Origin of the sequence: Sphingopyxis sp. JAI108 (assembly GCF_013410105.1) — a bacterium.
GTDB lineage: Bacteria > Pseudomonadota > Alphaproteobacteria > Sphingomonadales > Sphingomonadaceae > Sphingopyxis > Sphingopyxis chilensis.
The window spans coordinates 751049-777154 of record NZ_JACCCJ010000002.1; the positions used below are offsets into that span (position 1 = coordinate 751049).

The 26106-nt window shown below is 65.5% G+C and carries 24 protein-coding genes; 14 read left to right on the plus strand and 10 right to left on the minus strand.

Going from position 1 to position 26106, the window contains the following annotated elements; all coding sequences use genetic code 11:
* Nucleotides 1-129: 129 nt before the first annotated feature.
* From HDC29_RS14580 to HDC29_RS14590, 3 genes are read right to left on the minus strand one after another with little or no spacing between them, the layout of a single operon-like run.
* On the minus strand, nt 130-1302 hold the full coding sequence (locus HDC29_RS14580; protein ID WP_179498759.1) for an NAD(P)/FAD-dependent oxidoreductase: 1173 nt from the start codon (nt 1300-1302) through the stop codon (nt 130-132).
* Between the two features lie 7 nt (nt 1303-1309).
* The gene (locus tag HDC29_RS14585; RefSeq protein ID WP_179498761.1) at nt 1310-1489 is read right to left on the minus strand and encodes a hypothetical protein; all 180 of its coding nucleotides are present in this window, start codon (nt 1487-1489) and stop codon (nt 1310-1312) included.
* A complete protein-coding gene (locus HDC29_RS14590) occupies nt 1486-1962 on the minus strand; it encodes a GreA/GreB family elongation factor (protein WP_179498763.1) in 477 nt (158 codons plus the stop codon). The genes HDC29_RS14585 and HDC29_RS14590 overlap by 4 nt, the downstream gene beginning before the upstream one ends.
* A gap of 119 nt (nt 1963-2081) precedes the next feature.
* Here HDC29_RS14590 and HDC29_RS14595 point away from each other — a divergent pair, with 119 nt between their 5' ends.
* Together HDC29_RS14595 and HDC29_RS14600 are read left to right on the plus strand one after the other, a co-directional pair.
* Nucleotides 2082-2831 (plus strand): head GIN domain-containing protein, encoded by a 750-nt coding sequence (locus HDC29_RS14595; protein ID WP_179498765.1) that lies wholly within the window; start codon nt 2082-2084, stop codon nt 2829-2831.
* Nucleotides 2832-2874: 43 nt separating this feature from the next.
* Entirely contained in the window at nt 2875-3606 is a 732-nt protein-coding gene (locus tag HDC29_RS14600; RefSeq protein ID WP_179498767.1) for a head GIN domain-containing protein, read from the plus strand.
* A gap of 443 nt (nt 3607-4049) precedes the next feature.
* On the opposite strand, the gene HDC29_RS14605 is transcribed toward HDC29_RS14600, so the two are convergent.
* On the minus strand, nt 4050-4853 hold the full coding sequence (locus HDC29_RS14605; protein WP_179498769.1) for an SDR family oxidoreductase: 804 nt from the start codon (nt 4851-4853) through the stop codon (nt 4050-4052).
* 110 nt (nt 4854-4963) lie between these two features.
* Between HDC29_RS14605 and HDC29_RS14610 the strand changes: the two genes are divergently transcribed.
* The 7 genes from HDC29_RS14610 (at nt 4964) to HDC29_RS14640 (ending at nt 13008) form a co-directional block, all read left to right on the plus strand.
* Nucleotides 4964-5503 carry a hypothetical protein gene (locus HDC29_RS14610; protein WP_179498771.1) on the plus strand — a complete coding sequence of 180 codons (540 nt, stop codon included), beginning with the start codon at nt 4964-4966 and terminating at the stop codon, nt 5501-5503.
* A 78-nt stretch (nt 5504-5581) separates the two neighbouring features.
* Nucleotides 5582-5848 (plus strand): hypothetical protein, encoded by a 267-nt coding sequence (locus HDC29_RS14615; RefSeq protein WP_179498773.1) that lies wholly within the window; start codon nt 5582-5584, stop codon nt 5846-5848.
* Between the two features lie 109 nt (nt 5849-5957).
* On the plus strand, nt 5958-8693 hold the full coding sequence (gene secA, locus HDC29_RS14620; protein ID WP_179498782.1) for a preprotein translocase subunit SecA: 2736 nt from the start codon (nt 5958-5960) through the stop codon (nt 8691-8693).
* A 208-nt stretch (nt 8694-8901) separates the two neighbouring features.
* Nucleotides 8902-10341, plus strand: a complete 1440-nt coding sequence (locus tag HDC29_RS14625; RefSeq protein ID WP_179498784.1) for a circularly permuted type 2 ATP-grasp protein — start codon at nt 8902-8904, stop codon at nt 10339-10341.
* A 139-nt stretch (nt 10342-10480) separates the two neighbouring features.
* Complete coding sequence (locus HDC29_RS14630; RefSeq protein ID WP_179498786.1) at nt 10481-11422, plus strand: alpha-E domain-containing protein; 942 nt, start codon at nt 10481-10483, stop codon at nt 11420-11422.
* A gap of 2 nt (nt 11423-11424) precedes the next feature.
* Nucleotides 11425-12228 carry a transglutaminase family protein gene (locus HDC29_RS14635; RefSeq protein ID WP_179498788.1) on the plus strand — a complete coding sequence of 268 codons (804 nt, stop codon included), beginning with the start codon at nt 11425-11427 and terminating at the stop codon, nt 12226-12228.
* Between the two features lie 48 nt (nt 12229-12276).
* Nucleotides 12277-13008 (plus strand): peptidase, encoded by a 732-nt coding sequence (locus tag HDC29_RS14640; RefSeq protein WP_179498790.1) that lies wholly within the window; start codon nt 12277-12279, stop codon nt 13006-13008.
* A gap of 127 nt (nt 13009-13135) precedes the next feature.
* Here HDC29_RS14640 and acs read toward each other — a convergent pair whose 3' ends face one another.
* Complete coding sequence (acs, locus tag HDC29_RS14645; protein WP_179498792.1) at nt 13136-15100, minus strand: acetate--CoA ligase; 1965 nt, start codon at nt 15098-15100, stop codon at nt 13136-13138.
* Between the two features lie 84 nt (nt 15101-15184).
* On the opposite strand from acs, the gene HDC29_RS14650 reads away from it, so the two are divergent.
* Nucleotides 15185-16702: an aldehyde dehydrogenase family protein gene (locus HDC29_RS14650; RefSeq protein ID WP_257018287.1), complete on the plus strand. Its 1518-nt coding sequence runs from the start codon at nt 15185-15187 to the stop codon at nt 16700-16702.
* Between the two features lie 97 nt (nt 16703-16799).
* Here the strand turns inward: HDC29_RS14650 and HDC29_RS14655 are convergent, their stop codons facing one another.
* The 3 genes from HDC29_RS14655 to fsa form a co-directional block, all read right to left on the minus strand.
* Complete coding sequence (locus HDC29_RS14655) at nt 16800-18302, minus strand: acetyl-CoA acetyltransferase (protein ID WP_373562811.1); 1503 nt, start codon at nt 18300-18302, stop codon at nt 16800-16802.
* A 1-nt stretch (nt 18303) separates the two neighbouring features.
* Nucleotides 18304-19098 carry a crotonase/enoyl-CoA hydratase family protein gene (locus HDC29_RS14660; RefSeq protein WP_179498794.1) on the minus strand — a complete coding sequence of 265 codons (795 nt, stop codon included), beginning with the start codon at nt 19096-19098 and terminating at the stop codon, nt 18304-18306.
* Between the two features lie 143 nt (nt 19099-19241).
* The gene (gene fsa, locus HDC29_RS14665) at nt 19242-19892 is read right to left on the minus strand and encodes a fructose-6-phosphate aldolase (RefSeq protein WP_088440397.1); all 651 of its coding nucleotides are present in this window, start codon (nt 19890-19892) and stop codon (nt 19242-19244) included.
* 218 nt (nt 19893-20110) lie between these two features.
* Here fsa and radA point away from each other — a divergent pair, with 218 nt between their 5' ends.
* Genes radA through HDC29_RS14685 form a run of 4 tightly spaced genes read left to right on the plus strand, consistent with a single transcriptional unit; the run spans nt 20111 to nt 24348 of the window.
* Nucleotides 20111-21472: a DNA repair protein RadA gene (radA, locus tag HDC29_RS14670; RefSeq protein WP_179498796.1), complete on the plus strand. Its 1362-nt coding sequence runs from the start codon at nt 20111-20113 to the stop codon at nt 21470-21472.
* 10 nt (nt 21473-21482) lie between these two features.
* Complete coding sequence (locus HDC29_RS14675) at nt 21483-22028, plus strand: CvpA family protein (RefSeq protein WP_179498798.1); 546 nt, start codon at nt 21483-21485, stop codon at nt 22026-22028.
* Complete coding sequence (locus tag HDC29_RS14680) at nt 22025-22453, plus strand: iron-sulfur cluster assembly scaffold protein (protein WP_179498800.1); 429 nt, start codon at nt 22025-22027, stop codon at nt 22451-22453. The genes HDC29_RS14675 and HDC29_RS14680 overlap by 4 nt, the downstream gene beginning before the upstream one ends.
* Nucleotides 22450-24348, plus strand: coding sequence for a cation:proton antiporter (locus HDC29_RS14685; protein WP_179498802.1), 1899 nt, complete (start codon nt 22450-22452; stop codon nt 24346-24348). Before HDC29_RS14680 ends, HDC29_RS14685 begins: the two co-directional genes overlap by 4 nt.
* Before the next feature lie 16 nt (nt 24349-24364).
* Here the strand turns inward: HDC29_RS14685 and aroB are convergent, their stop codons facing one another.
* Both aroB and HDC29_RS14695 read right to left on the minus strand, forming a co-directional pair.
* Nucleotides 24365-25471, minus strand: coding sequence for a 3-dehydroquinate synthase (gene aroB, locus HDC29_RS14690; protein WP_179498804.1), 1107 nt, complete (start codon nt 25469-25471; stop codon nt 24365-24367).
* The gene (locus HDC29_RS14695) at nt 25459-26037 is read right to left on the minus strand and encodes a shikimate kinase (RefSeq protein ID WP_179498806.1); all 579 of its coding nucleotides are present in this window, start codon (nt 26035-26037) and stop codon (nt 25459-25461) included. The genes aroB and HDC29_RS14695 overlap by 13 nt, the downstream gene beginning before the upstream one ends.
* Nucleotides 26038-26106: the final 69 nt, after the last annotated feature.

Here is a 26106-nt window from a genome sequence, read left to right on the forward strand (position 1 = left end):
AGCAGCAAAGGCGCCGCGGTTGTGTCTTCGCTGCCCCGGCCTTGCCCCGGGGTCTGTCGCCCGGGATCGAAAATTGGGTCATGGATGCCGAAGCGCGTCCGGCATGACGAAGAATTATGTGGGTTTTTCCTAAAGGGCCTGGCCCGCCGCGTGCCCGCTGGCCCAAGCCCATTGAAAATTATAGCCGCCCAGCCACCCGGTGACATCCACGGCTTCGCCGACCGCATACAGCCCCGGCACGCTTTTGGCCATCATTGTTTGCGAGGACAGGTTCGCGGTCGAAATTCCGCCGACGGTGACCTCGGCCTTGGCGAAGCCTTCGGTGCCGTTGGGGTGGAAAGGCCAGCGCTTGAGGCGCGCTTCGGCGTCGGCAAGCTTGCGATCGGTCAACGCGCCGAGTTCGCCGGGAAGCGCGAGGCGTTCGGCGAGCGTCTGCGCGAGGCGGTCGGGAAGGGCGAGCGCCGAAGCGAGCGTCGCGCGCGGGCGCACGCGCTTGGTTTCGATGAGCCAGCCCGGCCCGGCGTCGGGGAGGAAGTCGATCGTCACCGGCTCGCCGTGCCGCCAGTAGCTGCTGACCTGGAGGATCGCAGGTCCCGACAGACCCTTGTGCGTGAAAAGCGCGGCTTCGCGGAACGCCGCCTTGCCTGCGCGCGCTTCAACGGGGGTCGCGACGCCCGAGAGGTCACGGAACAGCACATCGTTGCCGCCAAGCGTCAGCGGGACGAGCGCGGGGCGCGGCTCGACGACCTTGAGGCCGAACTGGCGGGCGAGGTCGTAAGCGAAACCGGACGCGCCCATCTTCGGGATGGACGGCCCGCCGGTCGCGATGACGAGGTTGGCGGCGGTGAAGGGCTGGTCGCCGAAAATCACCCGGAATTTGCCATCCGCATGTGTCACTTCGCGAACCGGCTGGTCGCAGCGGACCTCGACCCCGCCCTTCGCGCATTCGTCGAGCAGCATCGCGACGACCTGTTTGGCCGAGCCGTCGCAGAAGAGCTGCCCGAGCGTCTTTTCATGGTGCGCGATGCCATGGCGATCGACGAGCGCGATGAAGTCGGCGGGGGTGTAGCGCGCGAGCGCCGACTTCGCGAAATGCGGGTTCGCCGAGATATAGCGGTCGGGGACGGTGTGGATATTGGTGAAGTTGCAGCGCCCGCCGCCCGAGATCAGGATTTTCTTCCCCACCTGATCAGCGTGGTCGAGCAGCAGGACGCGCCGCCCCCTTTGCCCCGCGACCGCGGCGCACATCAGCCCGGCCGCGCCGGCACCCAGCACGATGGCGTCATAATCGGGGGCGGTCATGGATGCGTCAGTGCAGCTTTGCGATCGACAGGCCATCGGCCTTGGCGCGTGTCTTCACCGATTCCTCGCTGCGCGTCAGCGCCTTGGCGATGGCTTTCAATGCCATGCCCTTTTTCGCAAGCGTGTGGAGCTTGTCGATCTCGGCCGCGGTCCACGGCTGTTTGTGGCGTTCGAACCTGTCTTTCATGCCAAGACCTCCGGATCGGCGGTGGCGGCAAGGATTTCGATGGCGTCCTCACGTCCCTGAAATGCGACCATGTCGCCCGCCTCGGCGCCCATCAAGGCGCGGCCGAGCGGCGAGGTGAAGGCGATGCGGCCCGCTGCGGGGTCGGCCTCGTCATGGCCGACGATCGTGACGACCCGCTCGGAGCCGCCCAACGCATAGCGCACGCGGCTGCCGATGCCGACGACATCGTCGCCGGGGAGCGCCTGCACGTCGGCGGTCGCCTGACGCGTATGGAGGTAGCGAAGTCGGCGCTGGAGCTTTTTGCGCGCGTCGCCGTCGGTTTCGGCGGCGATTGCGGTGTTGAGACGCGCAACCTCTTCGCCGATCAGACGGAGGCCGCGTGGCGTTACGAGATTGGGGCCGACAGGAATCGGCCACTCGAACTCGGGTTCTTTATGTTCGTCGTCGCTCTCGCGGCGAAAGGCTACGCTCATCGTCTCTTTCCTGAAGGATGCGCGCCTTTGCGCCACGAAGGTGGCGACAAGATGGCGGCTTGCGCTGGACAGCGGTGGCAAGCGTGTGTTACGTAAGCAATACACAAAGGAGATTCTCGATGCGTAACTGGACGATGGCGGTTCTGCCGCTGGCTCTCGCGATGACCGTTACGGCGTGCAGCGCCGAGGTGACGAGCGACGGCAAGGGCGGCACGCGCACGGTCGATGCGGGACCGGCGACGACGCAGGCCTATGACCTCACGGGCTTCACCGGCGTCAAGGTCGCGGGTCCCGACGATGTGACGATCCGCCGCGGCGACGCTTTCTCGATCACCGCCAAGGGGCCGAAGGCGGTGATCGACGAGCTGGAAATCGAACTCGACGGCGACATGCTGTCGATCGGACGCAAGAATTCGGGTTTCAGCTTCAGCGGCGACGACGATGATGTCGAGATCGCGATCACCATGCCGGCGCTCCGCGCCGTGCGCCTGACCGGATCGGGCGAGATCGACGCCGATGCGGTTGATGGCGACGCGGCCGAGGCGGTCGTGACCGGATCGGGCGACCTCAAGGTCGGCGCGCTGAACGGCAAGAGCGCCAAGATCACGATATCGGGATCGGGCGATATCGAGGTCGGTGGCGGAACGATCGGGTCGGGTAATTTCGACGTGACCGGATCGGGCAGCATCGCGGCGGGCGGGCTCGCCGCGACGACGCTCGACGTGTCGATCACCGGATCGGGCGACGTCGATGCGAAAGCGAGCAGCAGCGCCGACATTTCGATCCTGGGGTCGGGCGACGCGACGATCGGCGGCGGCGGCAAATGTTCGACGCGCACGATGGGGTCGGGCACCGCGACCTGCAACTGAGGCGCCTATGGTGCTGCCGGCCCGAAAAGGTTAGGGGAGCACCATGACCAGCGCCCTGCCATATTTCGCAAGGGGCGTCGCTGTCGCGGCGGCCGCCCTGTCGCTCCTGTCGCTCGCCGGCCCCGTGTCGGCGGCCGAGAAACGCTTCGGCCTGACCAGTTTCGAGGCGATCGAGGTCAGCGCCGACGTCGCGGTCGAGGTGGTGACGCGCGCGCCGGTGAGCGCGGTGGCGACGGGACCGCAGGACGCCCTCGACCGGCTGAGCCTGGAAAGCCGCGACGGACGGCTGGTGATCAGCCAGCGCCAGTTCGCGGGGGATGAAAAGCGCGGGGCGCCGCGGGGACCGGTGACGGTGCGGGTGAACGCCGCCAATTTGAACAGCGCGACGCTTGCCGGGGCGGGGTCGCTCCGGATCGACACGCTGAAGGGGCAGCGTGCCATGGTCGGGCTGCGCGGCCCGGGGCGGCTGGACGTTGGCGCGATCGCGGCCGACCGATTGCAAGTGGCGATGATCGGCAACGGCACGATGACGCTCGGCGGTGCGGCCAAGACCGCGCAGATGACATTGTCGGGCGCGGGCGTCGTCGATGCCGGCTCGCTGTCGGTCGGCGCGCTGATCAGCGACAGCGAGGGCGCGGGCGATCATATATTGCGCGCGGTCAAGAGCGCGGCAGTCACGTCGCGCGGGATCGGCAAGGTTGTGGTGCTCGGGCGGCCTGTGTGCACCGTGCGCAATGTCGGCAGCGGGTCGGTGACCTGCGGGACGGGGAAATAGTCGTAAGGCGAACGGCGGCTGGCGACCGATTGCGCACATCGACCCAATCGGACATTATGACCGCATGAAACCCTATATGCGCCTTCGGAAATTCGTAGATTGGGACTTGTCGAAGACCGGCGCCATTCGTTCGGGCGCTGCATCTCTCCTCATCGCAATGGCGATTGCTTCGGCACCGTTCATAGTCGTTGAGCGGCCATTTTCGGCGAATGCATGGGCGGCGATATGCCTCGCATTTGCCGCAAGCTTGGCTTGGCTGGCGTTCGTAGCTTGGCGCGGTTACCGATTGCTCCGGACCCATGCGATAAAGGGGAACCGCAAATTTGATTTGCGTGACAAACATCGCTTGCCCGAAGAATATGCGTCAACGGGAAGTGCGACCAAAGCGCGGGTCCGGCGTTAACATCCCACGTCGGCTTTCCACCCCAAAGCCGACTTTGGGCTCAATGCGCCGCCGCGCCCAGGCCGTCGATCTTTTTCGACTGGCGCGCGATCAGCCCGGGGAACCAGCGCGCGAGGCGCGACAGTCGCCGCGCCATCTTGCCGACGGGCATATGCACGCGGTCGCCATGCACCGCATCCCACGCCGCCTTTGCGACGTCCTCGACCGGCGAAATCTCGAATCCGCTGGCGGACAGGCGGCTGCGCGCGGGTTCGTTGCTGTCGGCGCTGACCTGATCGAGCAAGGGTGTGTCGATGAAGCCGGGCATCAGCGAGCGCACCTTGATACTGTGTTTGGCGAATTCGATCTCGAGCGCCTCGGTCAATCCGCGCACCGCGAATTTGGTCGCCGAATAGACCGCGAGCCCCCCGACGCCGTAAAAGCCCGACGCCGAGCCGGTGTTGAGGATCGCCGATCCCGGCGTCGCCTTGAGCAGCGGCAGCGCCATATAGATGCCGTTGACGACGCCGCCGAAGTTGATTGCGATCAGCCGGTCGGCCTCCTCGGGCGCCATGTCCATATATTGCCCGCCCGACCCGATGCCGGCGTTGTTGAAGAGGACGTCGAGGCGGCCGCCGCTCACGCTGGCGAAATCGTCCAGCGCGACCCTCCACTGGTCGCGGTCGCGCACGTCCATGACGTGGCGCGACGACGCGCCCTCGGGAAGCAGCGCGGCGGTTTCATCGATCCCGGCGCGGTTGACGTCGGCGATGCCGACGAACCAGCCCTGCCCCGCGAAATGGCGCGCGACCGCCCGGCCGATGCCCGATCCGCCCCCGGTGATGAAAATCGCCTTCCGTGCCATCCGGCCCCTCCTTACATTGATGTCAATGAGACATGATGCGAAGTCGATGTCAGGGTCAAGCGGCAATCGCGGCTTGGCAATATCCGGCGCCGATGGCTAAGAGGGCGGGGATGACCCGCGGCCTTCGTTCTATCATCCTGTCGCTGCTGATGCTGTGCGCGGGCCTCGCCGCCCCCGCGCGCGCCGAAGTGGTCGTGAGCTTTTACAGCCATGATTTTGGCGACCGATTTCCGCACGCCTTCATCGTGATGAAGGGCAGGCTCGACGCGACTGGCGAGGCGGTCGATGCCAATTACGGCTTCACCGCGGTTTCGGTCAGCCCCGCGATCCTGTTCGGGTCGGTGAAGGGCAAGGTCGAATCGTCGAAGCCCGACTATATCGACAAGAGCGACCGCCAGTTCGACGTTACGGTCGACGATGCGACCTATGGGCGGGTCTTGGCGAAGGTCGCCGAATGGCGCGACCGCGAGCAGCCGAGTTACAGCCTGAACAAGCGCAACTGCGTCCATTTCGTGATGGAGCTGGCCGAGGTCGTCGGCTTGCAGGTCAATCGCAAAAGCAAATTGTTCAAGAAGCCCAAGAGCTTTCTGATCGAAGTGAAGGGGTTGAATCCCGGTCTGACGGAGCCCGCCAAAGCCCCCGCCCTCTAGACGCCGCGCGGCTTTCACCCTATGTTCAGGGGACGGGGCGCAATATTCCACGCTCCCGGACGTATAGAGGGGCGATTCTTGCGGTTATTGTTGACCCTTTTGGCATTGCTGACCGGCCTGGCGACCGCCGACCGGGCAGTTGCCGCGCCTGCCGTTCCGGCGGCGATGGGGGCGCTGGTCCTGCTGGCCGAAACGACGGGCAAGACCGAAGCGAACGATACCGAGCGCCGCCCCACCACCAACACCGCGCCGCGGCGCACGTCGACCGGCAGCGGCAAGCCGCGCAAGGCGGCTCCGCCGTATCTGCCCGGTCTGCTGACCGGTAGCGACCGCGCACTAGAATAGCGCCGGGTCGTTCGCGCCTGTTCAGGGCGCCGCCTCGCGATGAGGCCCGTTTCATCTGTCTTGCGGCTGAAAAACGCCGCCATTTCATTCTAAATCCAAGGGAAATTCCATGTTTTCTGGCCTCGCCAAGAGCCTGTTCGGCTCGTCCAACGACCGTTACGTCAACTCGATCCGCAAGATCGTCGACAAGATCAATGCCTTCGAACCCGCGATGCAGGCGCTCGATGACGCTGGGCTGCAGGCGCAGACGCAGACATTCCGCGACCGGCTGGGCGCCGGCGAGACGCTCGACGACATCCTGCCCGAAGCTTTCGCCACGGTGCGCGAGGCGGCGGTCCGCACGCTCGGCATGCGCCATTTCGACGTCCAGATGATCGGCGGCGTTGTGCTCCACCGCGGCGAAATCGCCGAAATGGCGACGGGCGAGGGCAAGACGCTGATGGCGACGCTGCCCTGTTATCTGAACGCGCTCGAGGGCAAGGGCGTCCATGTCGTGACCGTCAACGACTATCTCGCCCGCCGCGACGCCGAGTGGATGGGCACCGTCTATGGCTTCCTTGGCCTGACCACGGGGATCATCGTCCCCAACCTCAACGAGATGCAGCGCCGCGACGCCTATAACAGCGACATCACCTATGCGACGAACAACGAGCTGGGGTTCGATTATCTGCGCGACAATATGAAGTTCGACCGCCAGCAGATGGTCCACCGCGAATTCAACTTCGGCATCGTCGACGAGGTCGATTCGATCCTGATCGACGAAGCGCGCACCCCGCTGATCATCTCGGGCCCGACCGACGACAAGTCGGAGCTTTATATCCGCGTCAACGAGGTGGTGCTCCAGCTCGGCGAGGAGGATTATGAGAAGGACGAGAAGTCGAAGTCGATCAACCTGACCGAAGACGGCACCGAACATGTCGAACGGCTGCTCGAAGCCGCGGGCCTGCTTCAGGGCAACAACCTCTATGACATCGAGAACACACAGGTCGTCCATCACGTCAACCAGGCGCTGAAGGCGATCCAGATGTTCCGGATCGACACCGACTATATCGTCAAGGACGGCAAGGTCGTGATCATCGACGAATTCACCGGCCGCATGATGGACGGCCGCCGCTGGTCCGACGGGCTGCACCAGGCGGTCGAGGCGAAGGAGGGCGTGCAGATCGAGCCCGAAAATCAAACCCTGGCTTCGATCACCTTCCAGAATTATTTCCGCATGTATCCCAAGCTTTCGGGGATGACCGGCACCGCCGCGACCGAGGCCGCCGAATTCTTCGACATCTACAAGATGAATGTCGTCAACATCCCGACCAACCGCCCGATCGCGCGCATCGACGACGAGGATGAATTCTACAAGAATATCAACGACAAGTTCGGCGCGATCGCCAAGACGATCCGCGAAGCGAACGAGCGCGGCCAGCCGGTGCTCGTCGGCACGGTGTCGATCGAGAAGTCCGAGCTGCTCTCCTCCTATCTTGAAAAGGAAGGGGTGCCGCACAGCGTCCTCAACGCGCGCTTCCACGAGAGCGAAGCGCATATCGTCGCGCAGGCGGGCCGCACGGGTGCCGTGACGATCGCGACGAACATGGCGGGCCGCGGCACCGACATCAAACTCGGCGGCAACGAAGAATTCCGTATCGACGACGAGCTCAAGGATCTGCCCGAAGGCCCCGAGCGCGACGCCGGCATCGCGCGGATCAAGGCCGAGGTCGAGGCCGAGCGCGAAGCGGTGAAGGCCGCAGGCGGGCTGTTCGTGCTCGCGACCGAGCGCCACGAGAGCCGCCGCATCGACAACCAGCTGCGCGGCCGTTCGGGGCGACAGGGCGACCCCGGCCTGTCGAAATTCTACCTCTGTCTCGACGATGATCTCCTGCGTATCTTCGGCCCCGACACGCTCTTCTCCAAGATGATGAACAAGAATCTGGAGGACGGCGAAGCGATCGGGTCGAAGTGGCTGTCGAAGGCGATCGAGACCGCGCAGAAGAAGGTCGAGGCGCGCAACTACGACATCCGCAAACAGGTCGTCGAGTACGACAATGTCATGAACGACCAGCGCAAGGTCATCTATGAACAGCGCGGCGAGATCATCGACAGCGAGACCGTCGACGAGGTGATGGCCGCGATGCGTGCCGAGACGGTCAACTCGATCGTCGCCGATGCGTGCCCTCCGGGCAGCTATCCCGAACAATGGGACGTCGAGACGATGAAGGAGCGTGTCGCGAACATCCTCGACCTGGCGCCGCCGATCGACGAGTGGATGCAGGAAGACGCGGTCGACGCCGAAATCTTCGAGGAGCGCATCCAGCAGGCGGCCGACGCGATCGCCGCGGAGAAGGCCGGACTCGTCGACGCCGAAACGTGGAAGGGGATCGAGAAGTCGATCCTGCTCCAGACGCTCGACCATCATTGGAAGGAGCATCTCTCGACGCTCGACGCGCTGCGTCAGGTCGTCTTCCTCCGCGCCTATGCGCAAAAGCAGCCGATCAACGAATATAAGCAGGAAGCCTTTGCGCTGTTCGAGCGCATGCTGTCGAATATCCGCGAGGATGTGACGCGCACCGTCGCGCGCATCGACCTGCGCTTCGAAGAGCCCGAGCCGATGCCGCTCCCCGACCTGCCCGACTTCCTGACCACGCACATCGACCCCTTCACGGGCGAGGATAACAGCGCCGACGTCGATGCGGGCTCGCTGGGCGTGATCGCGAACACGCTGCCGCCGATGCAGGTGCCGAAGCCCGATCTGCCCGAGGGCGAAAATCCCTATGCCGCGCTCGAGATCAGCCGCAACGCGCCGTGCCCCTGCGGTTCGGGCCGCAAGTACAAGCATTGCCACGGGGCGATCTGACCCTATCTCCGCCGCGCGCTTTCGGGCGCGCGGCAAGCCCTTGATGTTACCGTATCAATCCGAGCCACGAGGCCGCTTGCCAAGGTGCGCGGGCGCGATTAGCATCGCCTTCACAAGCTTGGCGGCCGCGTAGCCAGACAAGCGACGCAGCAGGCAGGAACGACGGCGCCGCGCACGCCCACGAGGGCGCGCGCGGTCGGACGGTGGCATGTTGCTTGGAAAGGGCGGGCGCATTTCCTTTTTCGACGAGATGACGGGACAGGGGGGCGACGTCCGGTCGCCCTATCGCGAATATTCCGACTGGTTCAGCCGCGAGGATGCGGCGCGCATCCAGCGCAAGGCGCAGCAGGCCGAGGCCTTTTTCCGCACCACCGGCATCACCTTCAATGTCTATGGCGAGGATGAGGCCGACGAGCGGCTGATCCCCTTCGATGTCGTCCCGCGCATTATCGCGGCGAACGAATGGCGCCGCCTGTCGCGCGGAATCGAACAGCGGGTGCGGGCGTTGAACGCCTTCCTCCACGATATTTATCACCGGCAGGAAATCCTGCGCGCGGGCCGCGTCCCGGTCGATCTGATCTCGCGCAACGAGGCGTTCCTGCCGATGATGATGGGCATGGACCCGCCGGGCGGCGTCTATACGCATATCAGCGGCATCGACATCGTGCGCACCGGCGCCGACGAATATTATGTGCTCGAGGATAATGCGCGCACCCCGTCGGGGGTGTCGTACATGCTCGAAAATCGCGAGACGATGCTTCAGATGTTTCCCGAGCTGTTCGCTAAGATTTCGGTGCGCGAGGTCAGCGATTATCCGCTCAAGCTGTTGAAGTCGCTCGCCGCCTGCGCGCCGCCCGCGTGCAATGGGACGCCGACGGTCGCGGTGTTGACGCCGGGCATTCATAACAGCGCCTATTTCGAGCACAGCTTCCTCGCCGACCAGATGGGCGCCGAACTGGTCGAAGGGCATGATTTGCGCGTCGTCGACGGCCGCGTCGCGATGCGCACGACGCAGGGCTATACGCCGATCGACGTCCTCTATCGCCGCGTCGACGATGATTTCCTCGACCCGCTCAATTTCCGCCCGGACTCGATGCTCGGCGTGCCGGGGATCTGGGACGTCTATCGCGCCGGCGGGATCACGATCGCCAACGCGCCCGGGACGGGGATCGCCGACGACAAGGCGCTCTACAGCTATATGCCCGACATCATCGAATTCTATACAGGCGAAAAGGCGCTGCTGCCCAATGTGCCGACCTGGCGCTGCTCCGAGCCCGAACATCTCAGGGAAGTGCTCGACCGGCTGCCCGAGCTGGTGGTCAAGGAGGTCCACGGGTCGGGCGGATACGGCATGCTCGTCGGCCCGGCGGCGAGCAAGAAGGAGATTGCCGCCTTCCGCGCCAAGCTGGAAGCGAACCCGCGCAATTATATCGCGCAGCCGACCCTGTCGCTGTCGACCGTGCCGATCTTCACCAAGGCGGGGCTTGCGCCGCGCCACGTCGACCTTCGCCCCTTCGTGCTGATGTCGCCGCAGGGGATCAGGATCACGCCGGGCGGCCTGACGCGGGTTGCGATGAGCAAGGGATCGCTGGTGGTCAATTCGAGCCAGGGCGGCGGGACCAAGGATACATGGGTGCTGGAGGATTGATGGTGCGTATCGTCCCCTTTCCCCGTCATTGCGAGCGAAGCGAAACAATCCAGAGCGGTTTACGCAACTCTGGATTGCCGCGTCGCTTCGCTCCTCGCAATGACGAAATGGATGGGGCCTCAGCGGAGGGGGCTGCCCCATGCTAGGGAAAACCGCTGGTGCTCTTTACTGGATGGCGCGCTATCTGGAGCGCAGCGAAAACAACGCGCGGTTGATTGACGCAGGTTTTCGCATCGCACTGACCCGATCGAGCACCGCGGCGGCCGAGTGGCGATCGGTGCTCGTGACTGCGGGGCAGGATTATGCCTTTCGGCAGACGCAGCAGGATTATCATTCGCAGCGCGTCGTCGATTTCATGCTGCGCGATCCCGCCAATCCGTCGAGCATCATGTCGGTTGTCAAGCAGGCGCGCGACAACGCCCGCACCGCTCGCACCTATCTGACCCGCGAGGCATGGGAAGCGATCAATACGAGCTGGATGACGCTCGGCGCGCTGCTGAAACGGCAGGTGCGCGAGGATGATTTGCCCGACGTGCTTGCGGCGATCCGCCAGCAGAGCGGATTGGTGCGCGGCGCTTTTGCGGGGACGATGCTGCGCAATGACGGCTATAATTTCTCGCGCCTCGGCACCTTCCTCGAGCGCGCCGACAACACCGCGCGCATCCTCGACGTCAAATATTACCTGCTCCTGCCTTCGGTCGCGCATATCGGCACGTCGATCGACAATGTGCAGTGGGAGACGATCCTGCGCTCGGTGTCGGCGCACCGCGCCTATCACTGGCTCTACGGAACCGAGATCAGCGCGCTGAAGATCGCCGAATTCCTGATCCTCTATAAACAGATGCCGCGCAGCCTGGCTTTCTGCTGCGACAAGATGAACGACAATCTCGCGTGGCTTCAGCACGCTTATGGCGAGGAGACCGATGCAGTGCGCATGGGGGCGTCGATCTGCCGCGACCGGCTGACGCGCCCGATCGCGTCGATCTTCGACGGCGGGCTGCACGAGTTCATCACCGAGTTCCTCCGCGCCAATGCCGCACTCGCGCGGCAGATCGAGCGCGATTACCGGTTCGTGGAGTAAGCATGCGCCTGCGCGTCGAACATATCACCCATTATCAATATGACAGCCCGGTCCGCTATGCGCTCCAGCAGTTGAAGCTGACGCCGAAGGAACGGCCGGGGCAGCAACTGATCCACGACTGGACGATCGCGATCGAGGGCGGAGCGCAGCAGCTTCACTATACCGACCATCACGGCAATGGCGTCGATCTGGTGTCGGTCGATGGGGGAACCAGCGAACTCGTCATCCGCTGCGCCGGCGAGGTCGAACTCATCACATGGGACGGAGTGATCGGGCCGCACCGCGGCGCGATGCCGCTCTGGACCTTTTTGCGCCCGACCCCGCTGACGCGCGCGGGGCGCGGGGTGCGTTCGCTGACCGCCGAACTGGGCCGCGACTTCGTCAACGATATCGAGCGCGCGCATGTGCTGTCGGCGCTGATCCTGGACAGGCTGGCCTATCGAATCGGCGTCACCGACGCCGAGACGACCGCCGAGCAGGCGCTGGCGGGGGATGGCGGGGTGTGCCAGGACCATGCGCATATCTTCATCGCGGCGATGCGCCACCTCGGGCACCCGGCGCGTTATGTCTCGGGCTATCTGATGATGAACGACCGGACGCATCAGGACGCGACGCATGGCTGGGCGGAGGCGCATTTCGACCATATCGGCTGGATCGGCTTCGACGTGAGCAACGGCCATTCGCCCGACCAGCGCTATATTCGCGTCGCGACCGGGCTCGACTATCGCGACGCCGCCCCGGTTCGCGGCATGCGTTATGGTGCGGCGCAAGAAAATCTGGTTGTCCAATTGCAGGTCCAGCAATAAGCGGACCGGGGCGATCCAGGATTATCGGGGCGGGGATTACGGGGTTCGATGACTTATTGCGTTGGCATGCGGTTGAACAAAGGGCTGGTGTTCATGTCGGACACCCGCACCAATGCGGGTGTCGACGACATCTCGCAGGTCCGCAAGATGCGCAGCTGGACGCTGCCGGGCGAGCGCGTGATCACGCTGATGTCGGCGGGCAATCTCGCGACCACGCAGGCGGTCGTCAGCCTGCTCGACGAGCGCACGAAGGCGCCCGAGGAGCGGCATCCGTCGATCCTCGCTGCGCCGTCGATGTTCGCGGTCGCGACGATCGTCGGCGAAACGCTGCGCAGCATCGTGATGCGCCACAATGACGAGGGCCCTGCGGCGGAGTCGCTGTTCCGCGCCTCGCTGATCGTCGGCGGGCAGATCAGGGGATCGGAGCCCCGGCTGTTCCTGATCTATCCCGAAGGCAATTTCATCGAGGCGGGCGAGGACAATCCTTTCTTCCAGATCGGTGAGACGAAATATGGCCGGCCGATCATCGTCCGCTCATACGATCCCGCGATGTCGTTCGAGGACGCGGTGAAATTGCTGTGCGTCTCGTTCGATTCGACGATTCGCGCGAACGCGGGAGTCGATTTGCCGATCGACCTCAAGATTCACGAGCGCGACGAATTTGCGACCGTGCGCGAGCGGCGTTTCGAGCGCGACGACGCCTATTTCCACAGCGTGTCGCACGGCTGGGCCGAGGCGCTCGGGATCGCGCTGGCCGAGCTGCCGGACTTCCATTTTTAGAGCAGTTGAGGCCGGCAAAAATGCGTGCTCCCGCGAAGGCGGGAGCCCATCTCCGGTCGGCGCGATTTTGAAACGACCGGAGATGGGTCCCCGCCTTCGCGGGGACACACGGCGCCATGGCGCACCGTTACCGGTTTTTCCGCCCCTCGATCAGCCCGTCGACGAGGCTCGGGTCGGCGAGCGTCGAGGTGTCGCCCAATGATCCGAAGTCATTCTCGGCGATCTTGCGCAGGATGCGGCGCATGATCTTGCCCGAACGCGTCTTCGGCAGTGCGGGGGTGAGGTGGATATGGTCGGGGGTCGCGATCGGGCCGATTTCCTTGCGCACCTGCTGCTTCAATGCGGCGGCAACCTCGTCGGTCGGCTCGACCCCGGCGTTGAGGGTGACATAGGCATAGATGCCCTGGCCCTTGATGTCGTGCGGAAAGCCGACGACCGCGGCCTCGGCGACGAGGTCGTGGAGGACGAGCGCGCTTTCCACCTCGGCGGTGCCCATGCGATGGCCCGACACGTTGATGACGTCATCGACGCGGCCGGTAATGCGCCAATAGCCGTCGGTATCGCGGCGGCAGCCGTCGCCGGTGAAATATTTGCCCTTGTAGGTCGAGAAATAGGTCTCGGCGAAGCGGCCATGGTCGCCATAGATTGTCCGCGCCTGCCCCGGCCAGCTGTGCGTGATGCACAGATTCCCCTCGGCGGCGCCACCGGTCTGTTCGCACACCAACGTCTTGCCCTCGGCATCGACGAGCTCGGGACGGATGCCGAAGAAGGGGCGTCCCGCGCTGCCGGGCTGCATCGGATGCGCGCCCGGAAGCGTGGTGATCATGATGCCGCCGGTCTCGGTCTGCCACCAGGTGTCGATCACGGGCACGCGGCCCTTGCCGACGACCTGATGATACCAGCGCCACGCCTCCGGGTTGATCGGTTCGCCGACGCTGCCGAGCAGGCGGATCGAGGAGAGATCATGGCGCGTCACATAATCGTCGCCCTCGCGCATCAGCGCGCGGATCGCGGTCGGCGCGGTGTAGAGAATGTTGACTTTGTGCTTGTCGACGACCTGCCAGAAGCGGTCGTGGTCGGGGTAATTGGGCACGCCCTCGAACATCAAAGTCGTCGCGCCATTCTGGAGCGGGCCATAGACGACGTAGCTGTGGCCGGTGACCCAGCCGATATCGGCGCTGCACCAGAAGATTTCGCCCGGGCGATAGTCGAAGCCATAATAGAAGGTGCTGGCGGTCCAGACGCTATAACCGCCGACGGTATGGAGCACGCCCTTGGGCTTGCCGGTCGAACCCGAAGTGTAGAGGATGAAGAGCGGGTCCTCGGCGTTCATCGGCTCGCACGGGCAATCGGCCTCGACGTCGGCCGAGAGCGCGTCGTACCAATGGTCGCGGCCTTCCTTCATCATCACGTCGCCGCCCGTATGCGCGATGACGAGCACCGCCTTCACCTCGACGCGTTCTAGCGCCTTGTCGACATTGGCTTTCAGGGGAACGACCTTGCCGCCGCGCAGCCCTTCGTCGGCGCAGATCACCCAGTCGCTGGCGCAATCCTCGATCCGGCCGTGGATCGCCTCGGGCGAGAAACCGCCGAAGACGACGCTGTGCACCGCGCCGATGCGCGCGCAGGCGAGCATCGCGACCGCGCCCTCGGGAATCATGGGCATATAGATGGTGACGCGGTCGCCCTTCTGGACGCCCATTTTCTTGAGCGTATTCGCGAAGCGGACGACGTCGGCGAGCAGCGCGGCGTAACTGATGTGCCGGGTTTCGCCGTCGGGCGCGTCGGGCTCGAAGATGATCGCGATACGGTCCCCATGGCCCGCCGCGACGTGACGATCGACGGCGTTGTGGCAAAGGTTGAGAAAGCCATCCTCATACCATTTGATTTCGACGGGGTCGTACGACCAGTTGCCGATTTTCGTCGGCGGCGTGATCCAGTCGATCCGCTTCGCCTGCTCGGCCCAGAAGGCGTCGGGGTCGGCGATGCTTTGCGCATAGAGCCGGTCATAGTCGGCGGTGGTGCAGTGCGTGTTCGCGGCGGCGTCGGCGGGGACGGGAACCAGCGGTTCGGAGGGGGGTAGGTCGGACACGTCTGCTTCTCCCGCTTTCGGTTTGACTCGCTTGCTGGCTGCGATAACCCGCGAGCCACAAACTGCAAGGGCGCGCTGGCGCCGATGAAGGGACAGATGATGACGATATTGGGCCAGGAAGTCGCGCGGCTGCTCGATGGACTTGGGGTGGGCCGGGCGCTGTGGACCGAAGGGTCGATGCCCTCGGTGACGCCGCTGACCGGCGAACAGCTGGGCATGGTGCAGGTCGTCGATGTCGCGGCGACGGACGAGGCGCTGGGCAAGGCGAGCGCGGCGTTCCGCGCCTGGCGCGACGTGCCCGCGCCGCGCCGCGGCGAGCTGGTGCGGCTGTGGGGTGAAGAATTGCGCGCCGCGAAGGACGACCTTGCCAGGCTGGTGACGATCGAGGCGGGCAAGATCCCGTCCGAGGGCGCGGGCGAGGTGCAGGAGATGATCGACATTTGCGACTTCGCGGTCGGTCTCTCGCGTCAGCTCTACGGCCTCACCATCGCGACCGAGCGGCCGGGGCACCGGATGATGGAGGTCTGGCATCCGTTGGGTGTCGTCGGGGTGATTTCGGCGTTCAATTTCCCGGTTGCGGTGTGGGCGTGGAACGCGGCGCTCGCGCTCGTCTGCGGCAACAGTGTTGTGTGGAAGCCGTCGGAGAAGACGCCGCTCACCGCGCTCGCGACGCAGGCAATTTTCGAGCGGGCGGTGGCGCGTTTCGGCGATGCGCCCGAAGGCTTGGCGCAATTGCTGATTGGCGGGCGCGAGGCGGGCGAGGCTTTGGTCGACGACGGGCGCGTGGCGCTGGTGTCGGCGACGGGATCGACGCGCATGGGCCGCGCGGTCGCGCCGCGGCTGGCGCACCGATTTGCGCGCGCGATCCTCGAGCTCGGCGGCAACAATGGCGTGATCGTCGCGCCGTCGGCCGACCTCGATCTCGCGCTGCGCGGCGTCGCGTTCGGCGCGATGGGGACCGCGGGGCAGCGCTGCACGACGACGCGGCGGCTGTTCCTGCACGACAGCATCTACGATGGTTTCGTGGCGAAACTGAAGGCCGCCTATGCGAGCGTCGGCGTTGGCAATCCGCTGGAGGGCGAGGTGCTGGTCGGCCCGCTGATCGACCGTGCGGCCTATGAGATGATGCAGGCGGCCTTGGCGGCTGCTCGCAATGCAGGCGGCGTCGTCCACGGCGGCGAGCGCGTTGGCGAAGGCGCGAGCTTTTATGTGAAGCCCGCGCTCGTCGAAATGCCGGGGCAGGTCGGGCCGGTGCTCGAAGAGACCTTTGCGCCGATCCTCTATGTCATGCGCTACTATGATCTCGATGCCGTGATCGAACTGCACAATGACGTTGCGGCGGGGCTGTCGTCGGCGATCTTCACCACCGACATGCGCGAGGCCGAGCGGTTTCTGGCGGCGAGCGATTGCGGCATCGCCAACGTCAATCTGGGGACGAGCGGCGCCGAGATCGGCGGGGCATTCGGTGGCGAGAAGGAGACCGGCGGCGGGCGCGAGAGCGGTTCGGACAGCTGGAAGGCCTATATGCGGCGCGCGACCAATACGCTGAATTATTCGGACACGCTGCCGCTGGCGCAGGGGGTGAGTTTCGACCTGAATTAACAATCCTCGTCATTGCGAGGAGCGAAGCGACGCGGCAATCCAGAGTAGGCGTAAACCGCCCTGGATTGCTTCGCTACGCTCGCAACGACGAAGGGGATTAGACCGCCCGCCAGCCAAAGCCTTCGTCCAGCGCAACGATCTGCCCGGTCGTGCCGACGGGCTCCCGCGTCCCGTCGGTCAAAAATGCCAGCATCGCCGCATCACTCACATCGACATGCGCGAGCGTGCGCTTGCCGTCGGGCGTGCGCGCCACCACGACGCCGGCCTTCGGCGCTCCGTCGCGGCCATAGAAGACCGTATAGCTTTCGATCATCGCCGGCCCCGCATAATCCTCGACCAGTTCGGGCACCAGCCCGCGCTTCGCTTCGGCTTCGGCCTGATAGTCGAAATCCTGCGGGAAACTTGCGGCCGCAATCGGCTGCTTGCCAAGCATAATGCAATGATTGTCGGTCGCAAAGCCGCCATTGGCGAAGAGGAAGCCATAGCGGCCTTCGTGGCGCAGCTTCTCCACCATCGAGACGATCGCATGGCTCATATAATTGGCGATCGGCCCGCCGCCGAAGGTGAGGCCGCCGAACACGGTGGCGGGACGATCCCACGGCCAGCCGAGGATGCGCCGCGCCATCTTGGGCACGCAGGGGAAGCAGCTGTAAAGTTCGACGAAATCGAAATCGTCGGCGGTCATCGCGTTGAGTTCGAGCGTGCGCGTGATCGAGGTTTCCATGCTGACGCTGCCATCATAGCGGTCGCGATGCAGGATGCTCGCGGGCTCTTTCGCTGCGGCGCCCATGCCGATGTGGATCAAGCGGTCCTCGGCGATGCCGCGGCGCCAAGCCTCGGCGAGGCTGGCGACGATGAAGCCCGCGCCCTGGTTCACCGATGAATTGGCGACCATCAGTTTCGAATAGGGAAAGGCGATAGGGCGGTTGCGTTCGTCGACCTTCAGGATGTCCTCGGGCGAGGCGGGCTTGCGGATCCAAGCGCCGTCGTTCGCGGCGGCGACCTCGGAGAAACGCGACCAGATCTCGGCGCTTTCGAACTGTGCTTCGGCAAGACTTTGGCCCCACGCGGCGCGGGTCGCATTCTCGTAGAGTGGATAGACGTCGACCGGCGCGGCGAGGCCGTGCTTCTGCGCATAATTGGGTTCGCGGCGCGTCGCGACCTTGCGGACCGCGTTATAGCTCTTGTCCTCGCCGCTCGCGGCCTTGGCGGCGCGGCCCGCGGCGGTGCGCAGCGCTTCGCCGCCGACGATCGCCGCGAGTTTGATCTCGCCCGCGCCGATGCGGTTCGCGGCCTCGTTGAGCAGGCGTACGGGCGTGTCGCCATGCGGCGCGGCGGACTGATAGTTGACAGCGGGGGTTGCGCCGATCGCGGCGGCGAGCGGTTCGCAGAGCTTGCCGAGGTGGTGGAAACTGATCTGGTCGACGATCGCGAGGCTGTCGATGTCGGCAAGCGGCACGCCGGCATCGTCCGCCGCGATCTTGAGCGCGGCGACCATCAGCCCGAGCGAGTCGAGTCCCTGATCGGGATCGTCAGGCCGGTCGTTGATTTGTCCGACGCCGATGATGACCGGAATGCGCTCGGGATCGGTCATCGTCATTTTAGCGCGCTTTCCATTGGGGCTTGCGCTTTTCGGCAAAGGCAAGCGGGCCTTCGCGGGCATCCTCGCTGCGCATCAGCACGCCGCGTTCGCGCGTGTTATGCTCCCAATAGGGCGCGTCGGCGGCGATGCGCCCTTCGTCGATACCGAGCGCGACGCGCTTCGAGGCCTGCACCGACAGCGGCGCGTTACCGGCAATCTTTTCGGCGAGCGCGATCGCGGTGGGGAGCAGGTCGGCGAGCGGGACGACATGATTGACCAACCCGAATTCGGCCGCCCGCGCGGCGGGGATCGGATCGCCCGTGAGCATATATTCCATTGCGAGCTTCCTCGGCAGTTGCTGCGCGAGGCGGAAGGCGCCGCCCGCCGCCGCGAACAGCCCGACCTTGACCTCGGGCAGCCCGAATTGCGCATGGTCGGCGGCGACGATGATATCGCTCATCAGCGCGATCTCGCAGCCACCGCCGAAGGCGAAGCCGTTGACCGCGGCGATGATCGGTTTCGAGATCGGGTGCGAAACCATGCCCGCAAAACCCCACGCCTGCTGCGCGGGATCGCCGGGGTAGAGGCTTTCGCCGCGCGACAGCGCGACCAGATCGGCGCCGGCGCAGAAGCTCTTGTCGCCCGCGCCGGTGATGACGACGACGCGGATTTCGGGGTCGTTTTCCGCCTCTTCGAGCGCGGTGCCGATGCCGATGTGGACCGCGGCATTGACGGCGTTGCGCGCCTCGGGCCGGTTGATCGTGACGATCAGGATGTGGCCGCGCCGTTCGGTGAGGATGGTGGTATCGGTCATTGCGAATCTCTCCCTTTCGGGCGAGTATCGCGGTGAGTTGACGTTTACGTCAACTGTTCATCGTCATTGCGAGCTTAGCGAAGCAACCCAGCGCGCGTAAACCGCCCTGGATTGCTTCGCTAAGCTCGCAATGACGAAGCCAGTCAGATCGACTGACCGGTCTTTGCCCAATCGGCGAGGAAGCCTTCGATGCCCTTTTCGGTCAGGATATGCTTGAACAGCCCCTTGATCACCGACGGCGGCGCGGTCATCACGTCGGCGCCGATCTTCGCGGCTTCGAGCACATGGATGCCGTGGCGCACGCTCGCGACGAGAATTTCGGTTTCATAGCCATAATTGTCGTAGATCAGCCGGATGTCTGAGATGAGCTGCATGCCGTCGAAGCCATTGTCGTCGTGACGGCCGACAAAGGGCGAGACGAAGGTCGCGCCGGCCTTGGCAGCAAGCAGCGCCTGCGCTGCCGAGAAGCAGAGCGTGACATTGACCATCGTGCCGTCGCTGGTCAGCGCCTTGCAGGTTTTCAAACCGTCGATCGTCAGCGGCACCTTGATGCAGACATTATCGGCGATCTTGCGGAGGATTTCCGCCTCTTTCATCATCGTTTCATGGTCGAGCGCGACGACCTCGGCCGACACCGGGCCCGTGGTCAGCGCGCAGATTTCGCGGGTCACTTCCTTGAAATCGCGGCCCGACTTGGCGATCAGCGACGGGTTGGTGGTAACGCCGTCGAGCAGGCCGGTCGCGGCGAGTTCCTGGATGTCGGCGATTTCGGCGGTGTCGGCGAAGAATTTCATGGTGCGGGCTTTCTGGTGGGAAGGTGATTCGGTGGTTGCTGATCCCCTAAAGCCCTTTGATTGTCATTGCGACCCCGGCGAAAGCCGGGGGAAGCAATCTCCAGCTGTCCGGCTTGCGCGAGGTCGATGGCTGGAGATTGCCGCGTCGCTTCGCTCCTCGCAATGACGAGGGTGGGAAAGGACTGGCGTTCCATCTTTGTTCCGATTATGCGAACCGCATGGCCAAAGCGAAACGTCAATATGTCTGCCAGAATTGCGGCTCCGCCACCTATCGCTGGCAGGGGCAGTGCGCCGATTGCGGCGAGTGGAACACGCTCGTCGAGGAAGCCGCCGAGACGGTGTTTTCGGCGAAACATGATCTGAGCCGCGGCGGGCGGACGCTGACGCTCGAAACGCTCGATGCCGACAGCAAGATGCCCGAGCGGATGCTGTGCGGGATCGCCGAGTTCGACCGCGCGCTTGGTGGCGGCTTCGTCGCGGGTTCGGCGACCTTGATCGGCGGCGATCCGGGGATCGGCAAGTCGACCTTGCTGCTGCAGGCGGCGGGACGGCTCGCCAAGGCGGGCAAGTCGGTCGTCTATATCAGCGGCGAGGAAGCGGCGGCGCAGGTGCGGCTGCGCGCGCAGCGGCTGGGGCTCGGCAATGCGCCGGTCGCGCTGGCGAGCGCGACGTCGGTGCGCGATATCCTGGCGACGCTCGACGGGCGCGAGGCCGATTTCGTGGTGATCGATTCGATCCAGACGATGCACAGCGACCTGATCGACAGCGCGCCGGGGACGGTGAGCCAGGTCCGCGCGTCGGCGCAGGAACTGATCCGCTATGCCAAGGACAGCGACGCCGCGATCGTGCTCGTCGGCCATGTCACGAAGGACGGGACGATCGCGGGACCGCGCGTGCTCGAACATATGGTCGATACGGTGCTGGCGTTCGAGGGCGAGCGCAGCCACCAATATCGCATCCTTCGCGCGGTCAAGAACCGCTTTGGCGGCACGGACGAGATCGGCGTCTTCGCGATGGGCGAGGAAGGGTTGGGCGAGGTCGCCAATCCGTCGAGCCTGTTCCTGACCGATCGCAGCCGCGACGTGCCGGGGTCGGTGGTGTTCCCGGCGCTCGAGGGCACACGCCCGGTGCTGGTCGAGGTGCAGGCGCTGACGGTGCGGCTCGCGAGCGGCGCGACGCCGCGCCGTGCCGTCGTGGGCTGGGACAGCGGGCGGCTCGCGATGGTGCTCGCGGTGCTGGAGGCGCGTTGCGGGCTGCAGATGGGCGCGGCGGAAGTTTATCTCAACATCGCGGGTGGCTATCGGCTGACCGATCCCGCCGCCGATCTTGCCGTCGCGGCGGCGCTGATCTCGGCGTTCAGCGAGCGGCCGGTGCCCGCCGATGCGATCGTGTTCGGCGAACTGTCGCTGTCGGGCGAGGTGCGGCAGGTTGCGCACGACGGGCTGCGTCTGCGCGAAGCGGCCAAGCTCGGTTTTTCGCGCGGCTGGGGCCCCACGGGAATGAAGGGCGTCGGCGGGATTTCGGTCACGGGTTTCGGACGGCTCGGCGAACTCGTTGACCTGATGCTCGGGCGCGACTAGCGACCGGCAAATGGGAAGTCTGACGGCTCTGGATATCATCGTGCTGACGCTCGTCGGCGGCGGCGCGGTGCTCGGTTTTTCGCGCGGCCTGGTGCAGGAGGTGACCACGCTGCTCGCGTGGGTCCTGGCGATCGCGGCGGTGCGCTTTTTTCACCCGCTCGTCACCGACCTGCTCGCGGGCTGGGTCGGGACCGAGGGCAGCGCGGCGATGCTGGCGTTCGTGCTGCTCTTTGGCGGCGTTTTCGTACTGGCCAAATGGGGATCGCGCGCGATGGGGCAGCGCAGCCGCGCGTCGCTCGTCGGCGGGTTCGACCGTGGGCTCGGCGCGGGCTTCGGCGCGGTGAAGGGCCTGTTGATCGCCTCGATCGCCTTCATGATCGTAACGCTGCTCTATGGTATCGGCTATGGCAATGCGCAGCGCCCCGCGTGGATGACCGAAAGCCGCACCTATCCCGCGCTCAACGCGACGAGTGGCGCGATGAGCAAGGTGATCGCCGAGCGGCGTGCCGAGGCGCGCGAGGCGGAAGCTGAAGCTGCGCAGGACGACGCATCATGAGCGCGCCGCTTTACAATCGCGACATATTGGTGCTCGCGGTCGCGACCGCCGACTATCTGCCGATCGCCGATGCGCAGCACCGCGCGAGCAAGCGCGCACCGCTGTGCGGCAGCGCGATCATCCTCGACCTCGACACCGACGATGCGGGGCGCGTCGCGCGCGTTGGGCTGCACGTCGAAGCCTGTGCGCTGGGGCAGGCGTCGGCGGCGTTGCTCGCGCGCCATGCGCCGGGGCTGGGGCTCGCCGAAATCCGCGCGGCGCGCGACGGCATCGCCGGCTGGTTCGCGGGCGAGGGCGATCGGCCCGACTGGCCGGGATTCGACCTGCTCGCCCCCGCGCGCGACTATCCCGCGCGCCACGGCGCGATCCTGCTGCCCTTCGACGCCGCGATCGCGGCGCTCGAGGATCGGGCGGCAGCGGCATGAACTGGCTCGCCCTCACCGCGGCGACGTCGGAAGCCGCTGAGAAGGTCGCCGAAGCCGCGACCGACACGGCGCTGATCGAAGGCGCGATCCTGCTCGGCGTCGCGACCTTGTTCGTGCTGATCTTCCGCCGGCTCGGCCTCGGCGCGGTACTCGGCTATCTGATCGCGGGCGCGGTCGTCGGGCCGCACGGGCTCGGGCTCGTCGGTGGCGGCGAATCGAAGCTGGCCTTTGCCGAACTCGGCATCGCCTTCCTGCTCTTCCTCGTCGGGCTCGAACTGTCGCCGCGCCGGCTCTGGGACATGCGCCGCGCGATCTTCGGTCTCGGCATGATGCAGGTCGCGGTCACGGGACTTATACTGACCGGCCTCATCTATCTGACCCTCGGCTTCAGCCCGGCCGCCTCGCTCGCGCTCGGCCTGCCGCTCGCGCTGTCCTCGACGGCGCAGGTGCTGCCGGGGCTCAAAAGCTCGGGGCGGATCAATTCGCCCTTCGGCGAAAAGGCCTTTTCGATCCTGCTGTTCCAGGATCTGGCGATCGTCCCGATGATCACCATCGTCGCCGTGCTGTCGCGCGCACCCGCCGATCCCTCGGCGCCGCCGGGGTGGCAGATGGCCTTCTTCACCTTGTGGGCGATCGTCGTGCTGGTGCTGGCGGGGCGCTTCATCGTCAATCCGCTGCTTCGCATCGTCGGCCGCTATGGCGAGCGCGAGCTGTTCGTCGTCGTCGGGCTGCTGACCATCCTTGCGAGCGCCGCCTTGATGCACAGCCTGCATCTGTCGACCGCGCTCGGCGCGTTCATCGCCGGCGTGATGCTGGCCGATTCGCCCTATCGGCACGAAATCGAGTCGGACGTCGAGCCTTTCCGTCTGATCCTGCTCGGCCTCTTCTTCCTCGCGGTCGGAATGGTGCTCGACGTCGGCGCGGTGATGGAACGTCCGTTGCTCGTCCTCTCGCTGGCGCTCGGGCTGGTCGCGGTGAAGGTCGTCGTGCTGACGCTGATCGTAAAGGCATTCGGCAAGAGCTGGCAGGCGGCGCTAGGCCTCGGCCTGTTGCTCAGCCAGGGCGGCGAGTTCGGTTTCCTGCTCTTCGCGCAGGCGTCCGACGCGCTGCTCATCGAACCCGAGGCCGCGAGCCTGTTCAGCGCCGTCGTGACGCTGTCGATGGTGACGACGCCGTTCCTTATGCTGTTCGCGCGCAACCTGGAGTTCGCACCCGGAGCCGACGAATCCGATCTCGACGATCCCGAAGGGGCGCCGCGCGGATCGGCGATCGTCGTCGGCTATGGCCGCTTCGGCCAGATCGTGTCGCAGATGCTGCACGGCGTCGCCTGCTCGGTCACGCTGATCGACAAGAAACCGAGCCAGATCGAGCTGTCGAGCCGCTTCGACACCAAGGTTTATTTCGGCGACGGGCTACGCGTCGACCTGCTCCGCCGCGCGGGCGCCGAAGAAGCGCGGCTGATCATCTTCTGTATCGACGATGCCTCGGTCGATGCGGCGGCGCTGAAGCCGATCGTCGAAGCCTTTCCGAACGCGAAGATATTGATGCGCGTGTTCGATCGCCGCCAACTGCTCGCGGTCGACGGCGCGGGGGTCGATACGGTCGTGCGCGAAGTCTTCGAAAGCTCGGTCGCGATGGGGCTGACAGCACTGCGCTATCTCGACGTCGACCCGAGCGAGATGGACGATGTCGAGGCGACGTTGCGCCATCTCGACGAAACGCGGCTCCGGGCGCAACTCGACGAGGGCGACCTGTCGGCGGGGATGGACCATCGCTTCAAGCCGGGGGGCGGGCGCGAAGCCGACAGCGTGCTCGAAAAGTTCCGGCGCAAAAGGCTCGCGGCGAAGATCGCGCGCGAAGAGAATGAGGCGATGGGGCTCACGAGCGAGAGCTAGGGGCCCGCCGACGCTGCTATGCGGCGCGCTGTCCGTCGAGGAACGCCGCCACCGCATCGAGGCCATATTCGTCGGTGACGAAGCTTTGCCCGATGCCGCGCGTCAGGATCAGCGGCAGCTTGCCGCCGCGCACCTTCTTGTCGTGTGCCATATGCGCGGCGAGTTCGCCGCCGCCCGTGTTCACCCCCGCGCTCGCAAGGCTGTGCGGCAGATCGACGCTCGCGAGGTGATCGCGCACGCGGTCGGCATCCTCCGGCGCACACAGGCCGTTCGCGGCCGAGAATTGATGCGCGAGCACCATGCCCGCCGCGACCGCCTCGCCATGGAGCAGTCGGTCCGAATAGCCCGTTTCGGCCTCGAGCGCGTGGCCGAAGCTGTGCCCGAGGTTGAGCAGCGCGCGAATATCCTGCGTCTCGCGCTCGTCGGCGGCGACGATCCGCGCCTTGGCCGAAACGCTGTGGGCAATTGCCTTATGCCGTGCCGCGCTGTCGCCCGCGAGCAAGGCCGCGCCATTCGCTTCGCACCAGGCGAAAAAACCGGCGTCGTCGATCAGCCCATATTTGACGACCTCGGCATAGCCGGCGCCGAGCTCGCGGCGCGGCAGCGTTTCGAGCGTCGTCGGGTCGATCACGACCATCGCGGGCTGATGAAAGGCGCCGATCAGATTCTTACCCGCGGGCACGTTGATCGCGGTCTTGCCGCCGACGCTGCTGTCGACCTGCGCGAGCAGGGTCGTCGGGACCTGGACGAAGTTGCAGCCGCGCTTGACGATGCTGCATGCGAAACCGACGAGGTCGCCGATCACGCCTCCCCCCAGGGCGATGACATGGTCGCCGCGTTCCACGCCTTCGCCGATCAGCCATTCGGTGAGGCGCGCGAGGCCGGCCCAGCTCTTGGTACCCTCGCCGGGGTCGAGCACGAAGGAGGAGAAGGAGATGTTCGCCATCGCCAGCGAAGTGCCGAGCGGGATCAGATAATGGTCGGCGACATGGCTGTCGGTGACGATCATCGTGCGCGGACGCTTCAGTATCGGCGCGACATGTTCGCCGATCTCGCGGATCAGCCCGTCGCCGATCAGGATCGGATAGCTGCGAGCGCCCAGCTCTACGGTCAGCTTTTCCATTGCGGATCTTCCCACTTTGACAGGGCCTCCAGGATCGCGCGCACCGTATGGTCGTGCGGCGTGCTCGCCGAGCTGATGCGCAGATGCGCCTCGGCATAGATGGGATTGCGGACCGCCGCCAGTTCGCGCAGCACCGTGCCGGGGTCGCGGTCTTTCAAAAGCGGGCGGTGGCTGCGGCGTCCGACGCGTTCGACGAGCGTCGGGATGTCGGCGTCGAGCCAGATGCAGAGGCTGTCGCGCAGGATCAGCTCGCGGGTCTCTTCATTGATGAAGGCCCCGCCGCCGGTGGCGAGAACCATCGGTTTTCCGCCGAGCAGGCGCGCGATCACACGGCGCTCGCCGTCGCGGAAATGCGCTTCGCCGAAGCGCGCGAAAATGTCGGAGATCGTCATTCCGGCGGCGCGCTCGATCTCGTCGTCGGCGTCGGCGAAACGCATGCCGAGGCGCTGCGCGAGGCGGCGGCCGACGGTCGACTTTCCCGAGCCCATCAGCCCGACGAGCACGATCGACCGGTCGCGGATCGACGCGGCTATGGCTGGCGAAGGGCTTTTCGGGTTTCGCGACATGGTGCGCGCGGCTATACCGCCCGTTCGGCGCGGAACAATGGTTTTGCGCGATATGGGACGAACGGCGGT

Excerpts from the sequence above, each read along its gene's own strand:
- aroB (WP_179498804.1), bottom strand. The coding sequence starts at position 25,471 with ATGGAAAAGCTGACCGTAGAGCTGGGCGCTCGCAGCTATCCGATCCTG.
- HDC29_RS14695 (WP_179498806.1), bottom strand. The coding sequence starts at position 26,037 with ATGTCGCGAAACCCGAAAAGCCCTTCGCCAGCCATAGCCGCGTCGATC.
- HDC29_RS14580 (WP_179498759.1), bottom strand. The coding sequence starts at position 1,302 with ATGACCGCCCCCGATTATGACGCCATCGTGCTGGGTGCCGGCGCGGCC.
- HDC29_RS14640 (WP_179498790.1), top strand. The coding sequence starts at position 12,277 with ATGACTTATTGCGTTGGCATGCGGTTGAACAAAGGGCTGGTGTTCATG.
- radA (WP_179498796.1), top strand. The coding sequence starts at position 20,111 with ATGGCCAAAGCGAAACGTCAATATGTCTGCCAGAATTGCGGCTCCGCC.
- HDC29_RS14660 (WP_179498794.1), bottom strand. The coding sequence starts at position 19,098 with ATGACCGATACCACCATCCTCACCGAACGGCGCGGCCACATCCTGATC.
- HDC29_RS14600 (WP_179498767.1), top strand. The coding sequence starts at position 2,875 with ATGACCAGCGCCCTGCCATATTTCGCAAGGGGCGTCGCTGTCGCGGCG.
- HDC29_RS14610 (WP_179498771.1), top strand. The coding sequence starts at position 4,964 with ATGACCCGCGGCCTTCGTTCTATCATCCTGTCGCTGCTGATGCTGTGC.
- HDC29_RS14585 (WP_179498761.1), bottom strand. The coding sequence starts at position 1,489 with ATGAAAGACAGGTTCGAACGCCACAAACAGCCGTGGACCGCGGCCGAG.
- HDC29_RS14685 (WP_179498802.1), top strand. The coding sequence starts at position 22,450 with ATGAACTGGCTCGCCCTCACCGCGGCGACGTCGGAAGCCGCTGAGAAG.
- fsa (WP_088440397.1), bottom strand. The coding sequence starts at position 19,892 with ATGAAATTCTTCGCCGACACCGCCGAAATCGCCGACATCCAGGAACTC.
- HDC29_RS14625 (WP_179498784.1), top strand. The coding sequence starts at position 8,902 with ATGTTGCTTGGAAAGGGCGGGCGCATTTCCTTTTTCGACGAGATGACG.
- HDC29_RS14655 (WP_373562811.1), bottom strand. The coding sequence starts at position 18,302 with ATGACGATGACCGATCCCGAGCGCATTCCGGTCATCATCGGCGTCGGA.
- secA (WP_179498782.1), top strand. The coding sequence starts at position 5,958 with ATGTTTTCTGGCCTCGCCAAGAGCCTGTTCGGCTCGTCCAACGACCGT.
- HDC29_RS14680 (WP_179498800.1), top strand. The coding sequence starts at position 22,025 with ATGAGCGCGCCGCTTTACAATCGCGACATATTGGTGCTCGCGGTCGCG.
- HDC29_RS14595 (WP_179498765.1), top strand. The coding sequence starts at position 2,082 with ATGCGTAACTGGACGATGGCGGTTCTGCCGCTGGCTCTCGCGATGACC.
- HDC29_RS14650 (WP_257018287.1), top strand. The coding sequence starts at position 15,185 with ATGAAGGGACAGATGATGACGATATTGGGCCAGGAAGTCGCGCGGCTG.
- HDC29_RS14635 (WP_179498788.1), top strand. The coding sequence starts at position 11,425 with ATGCGCCTGCGCGTCGAACATATCACCCATTATCAATATGACAGCCCG.
- HDC29_RS14605 (WP_179498769.1), bottom strand. The coding sequence starts at position 4,853 with ATGGCACGGAAGGCGATTTTCATCACCGGGGGCGGATCGGGCATCGGC.
- HDC29_RS14590 (WP_179498763.1), bottom strand. The coding sequence starts at position 1,962 with ATGAGCGTAGCCTTTCGCCGCGAGAGCGACGACGAACATAAAGAACCC.
- HDC29_RS14630 (WP_179498786.1), top strand. The coding sequence starts at position 10,481 with ATGCTAGGGAAAACCGCTGGTGCTCTTTACTGGATGGCGCGCTATCTG.
- HDC29_RS14675 (WP_179498798.1), top strand. The coding sequence starts at position 21,483 with ATGGGAAGTCTGACGGCTCTGGATATCATCGTGCTGACGCTCGTCGGC.